4 protein-coding genes are annotated in these 3,406 nt (G+C 45.6%); all 4 read right to left on the reverse strand.

All coding sequences use genetic code 11. The features are described from left to right. On the reverse strand, positions 1–309 hold a 309-nt coding region (locus tag P1P89_22800), incomplete at its 3' end, for a hypothetical protein (protein MDF1594352.1). Positions 310–316: 7 nt separating this feature from the next. Further along, complete coding sequence (locus P1P89_22805; protein ID MDF1594353.1) at positions 317–1,579, reverse strand: ABC transporter ATP-binding protein; 1,263 nt, start codon at positions 1,577–1,579, stop codon at positions 317–319. 24 nt (positions 1,580–1,603) lie between these two features. Beyond that, positions 1,604–2,428 (reverse strand): ABC transporter permease, encoded by an 825-nt coding sequence (locus P1P89_22810; protein ID MDF1594354.1) that lies wholly within the window; start codon positions 2,426–2,428, stop codon positions 1,604–1,606. A gap of 72 nt (positions 2,429–2,500) precedes the next feature. Further along, positions 2,501–3,301 carry a UDP-glucose 4-epimerase GalE gene (galE, locus tag P1P89_22815; protein MDF1594355.1) on the reverse strand — a complete coding sequence of 267 codons (801 nt, stop codon included), beginning with the start codon at positions 3,299–3,301 and terminating at the stop codon, positions 2,501–2,503. Positions 3,302–3,406 lie beyond the last annotated feature (105 nt).

Here is a 3,406-nt window from a genome sequence, read left to right on the forward strand (position 1 = left end):
CCTTTTTGATAATACGGATTCCGGGGCAAAATGCAGGAGTTTAGCGCCTTTCTGAAAAACTCCATCCTCAATTTGTCTATCAATCCAGTATGCATAAAGACGTTCCCTGTCTGATGCTCCACAAGCAGGACAAGAATAGGTATCAAGCGCTATCATTTCCCCTTTGCCAAAATGTTTATATCCATGTTTAAGTGCTTTGTTTCTATAGAAATCGGGCAATGGAAGAAAACGTCGAATCTTTCTATCACACACCGGACAGAAAAATTTGCGATTCAACAATTCGTTTAATTTGTCAACTATTTTTCGCAACTACGGCTTAGCCTATGTAAAAAGAATCCCAATTAAATTTTGGTCGTACCGTACCGATCCACTTGCCGTACCATACGCCCTTGCGTTCAGCATCATGCACCTCAAATGATGCAATATTGTCAAGGTCAACCAGGGCCACACTTTGGTCTTTGACAATAAGCAGGCGAACCCGGTAGATACCATCATTCATAAAGTTCCCCGGAATATGGCAAACACTTTTCACCTTCCCGGCTGGATAGACTATGGCGTCTGAGCACGTATTGAAAATGCATACGTCCTGATTGTCATAAAGCACAACACTCAAATTAATCAGGGAACCGGGTTCATAATTCCAGAATTCAAATTCCAGATCTATGGGAGTAGCGACGGTGATGCTTTTGGCCTCTTTTTCACCTTCATACGATATTTTGACAGAATGCAGACTCACCTTCTTGTTTCCAGGGGCGGTTTCAGGATCATCCCAGACCCGATCCATATTGACCGACATGTTGTTTTGAAGATAGTTTGAAACAACATCTTCAGCATAACCGTTTTCAATCACGGTCCCGCCGTTCAACCAAATGGCCTTTTCACATAAACTTTTTAATGCCGCCATGTTATGGCTGACAAACAATACTGTCCGTCCTTCCTTGGCCACATCCCCCATCTTGCCCAGGCATTTCTTTTGAAACTGTGCATCGCCGACAGCAAGCACCTCGTCAACAATTAATATCTCAGGTTCAAGATGAGCAGCAACAGCAAAAGCAAGGCGAACATACATGCCGCTCGAATATCGTTTTACCGGTGTATCTAAAAATTTTTCTATTTCTGCAAAGGTTACGATTTCATCAAACTTTCTTTTTATTTCGGCTTTTCCCATACCCAGAATAGCGCCATTGAGAAAAATATTCTCACGCCCAGTCAGCTCGGGGTGAAAACCGGTCCCGACTTCGAGGAGGCTGGACACCCGACCTTTAATTCGAAAACGGCCGGTAGTCGGTTCGGTAATACGCGATAAGATTTTTAACAGTGTGGTTTTCCCAGCACCGTTTCGTCCGATAATTCCGATGACTTCACCCTGCTTTACTTCAAATGAAACATCCTTAAGCGCCCAGAATTCTTCTTTTGAAGAATCAGATTCTATTTTCCTGAAGGGAGATAGAATGTTTTGGGTCATCTTTTTTGCTTTATTGGCAATGACATCTCTTAAGGCGGTATAACGTTCCGGAGCCTGATGACTGATAATGTATTTTTTGCCAAGATTTTCAATTGTTATTGCTGTGCCGGACATTTGAAAAAGCCTCTTTGTGTTGTTTTAAATTATATCAGCGAAGGTTCTTTCGGCCTTGCGGAAAAACCACAGACCGCTTATAAAAATTAGGAATACCAGGCATATGGAAAATATGAAACCTGGAAGATAAAGTCCCATATCTTTGCCCAGGATCGCCCATCTAAAGCCATCTATGACGCCAACCATCGGATTCAGGGAATAGAGCAGGCGCCATTCTTCGGGGACAACTGTGGTACTGAAACCGACCGGAGAGATGTAAAGTCCGAATTGAACAATAAACGGAATGATATATCGAAAATCCCGGTATTTCACATTCAGGGCCGATATCCACAGCCCGGCGCCCATGGCGGCGGCAAATGAAATCAGGATCAGCGGCGGCAGGGCAACCACCCGCCAGGTCGGCCAGAAATCATACCAGGCCATCAGTCCTAAAAGAATGACGGCGGATATCAAAAAATCCACAAAACTGACAATGATTGCGCTGGTCGGTATAACCAGGCGGGGGAAATAGACCTTGGAAATGAGGTTGGCGTTGCCGATCAGGCTGTTGCTGGATTCGGATAAGGCATTGGCAAAAAATTGCCACGGCAACATGGCGGTAAACACCAGGAGGGGGTAAGGTACGCCTTCAGACGGCAGTTTAGCCAGTTTTCCGAACACGATGGTTAAAACCACCATTGTCAGAAAGGGGCGGATGACCGCCCAGACGATGCCGATCGCTGTCTGCTTATATCGTACCAAAAGGTCACGCCAGGCCAGAAAGTAAAACAACTCCCGGTAGCTCCAGAGATCCTTCCAGTATTGCCGTTCCGTATGTCCTGCCTCAACAACGAGATCGATCGAATGCACGCTAGCACCTGAATATCAATTAATTGTTAAAACTGAGAAAAGATCATGTAATCTTTTCTGTCCTACCCTTTTTTATTGCGCGATAGATATTTTGTGCCAGTTCCAGGCGGTCTGAATGATATCATCAATGCCCGCATGCTTCGGATTCCAGCCCAGAACTTTTTTAATTCTGTCGGAAGTTCCGACCAGAAAGGCAGGATCCCCCGGCCGTCTTTCCGATTCAATCGCCGTAATATTTTTGCCGGTAATCTTTCTGGCCGTCTCGATGACCTCTTTGACGGAAAAACCGTTTCCATTTCCAAGGTTGAAAATCTCGCTTGTTTTATTCGCCTGAAGATATTCAAGCGCCAGGATATGGGCTGCGGCCAGATCGGTGACATGGACATAGTCTCTGATACAGGTGCCGTCGGGCGTATCGTAATCGGTGCCGAAGACCTTGATATTCTCCCTCTTGCCCGCAGCAGCGTCCAGCGTCAGCGGTATCAGATGGGTTTCGGGTTCATGGTCTTCCCCGATTTCCGCATCCGGATCAGCACCGGCTGCATTGAAGTAGCGCAAAGATACATATTTCATATCATGGATATTAGAAAAATCCACCAGCATCCGTTCAACCGTAAACTTACTGAAGCCATACGGATTGATCGGCATTGCGGGATGGTTTTCAGGTATGGGAATTGTTTCAGGATTGCCATAAACGGCGCAGGTGCTCGAAAAAACAATGTTCCGAATGCCGTGGTCGCGCATGGCTTCAAGAATTGTCAGCAAACCGGCCACATTGTTCCGATAATATTTCCCGGGGTTTTCAACCGATTCCCCCACATAAGCAAAGGCCGTAAAGTGCATGACCGCTTCGGGCTTGTGTTTTCCAATCACCTCATAGGAAGAAGTTTAAAGTTTTAAGAATACTGGGTATGCAGTTAACTCAACCGCCCACTATATGTAGAGGGTTACCTCCAATAATCATTTGGCGCGACACAG

The sequence above is a fragment of the Desulfobacterales bacterium genome, assembly GCA_029211065.1.
In the GTDB taxonomy this organism is placed as follows: Bacteria; Desulfobacterota; Desulfobacteria; order Desulfobacterales; family JARGFK01; genus JARGFK01.

Excerpts from the sequence above, each read along its gene's own strand:
- P1P89_22805 (MDF1594353.1), bottom strand. The coding sequence starts at position 1,579 with ATGTCCGGCACAGCAATAACAATTGAAAATCTTGGCAAAAAATACATT.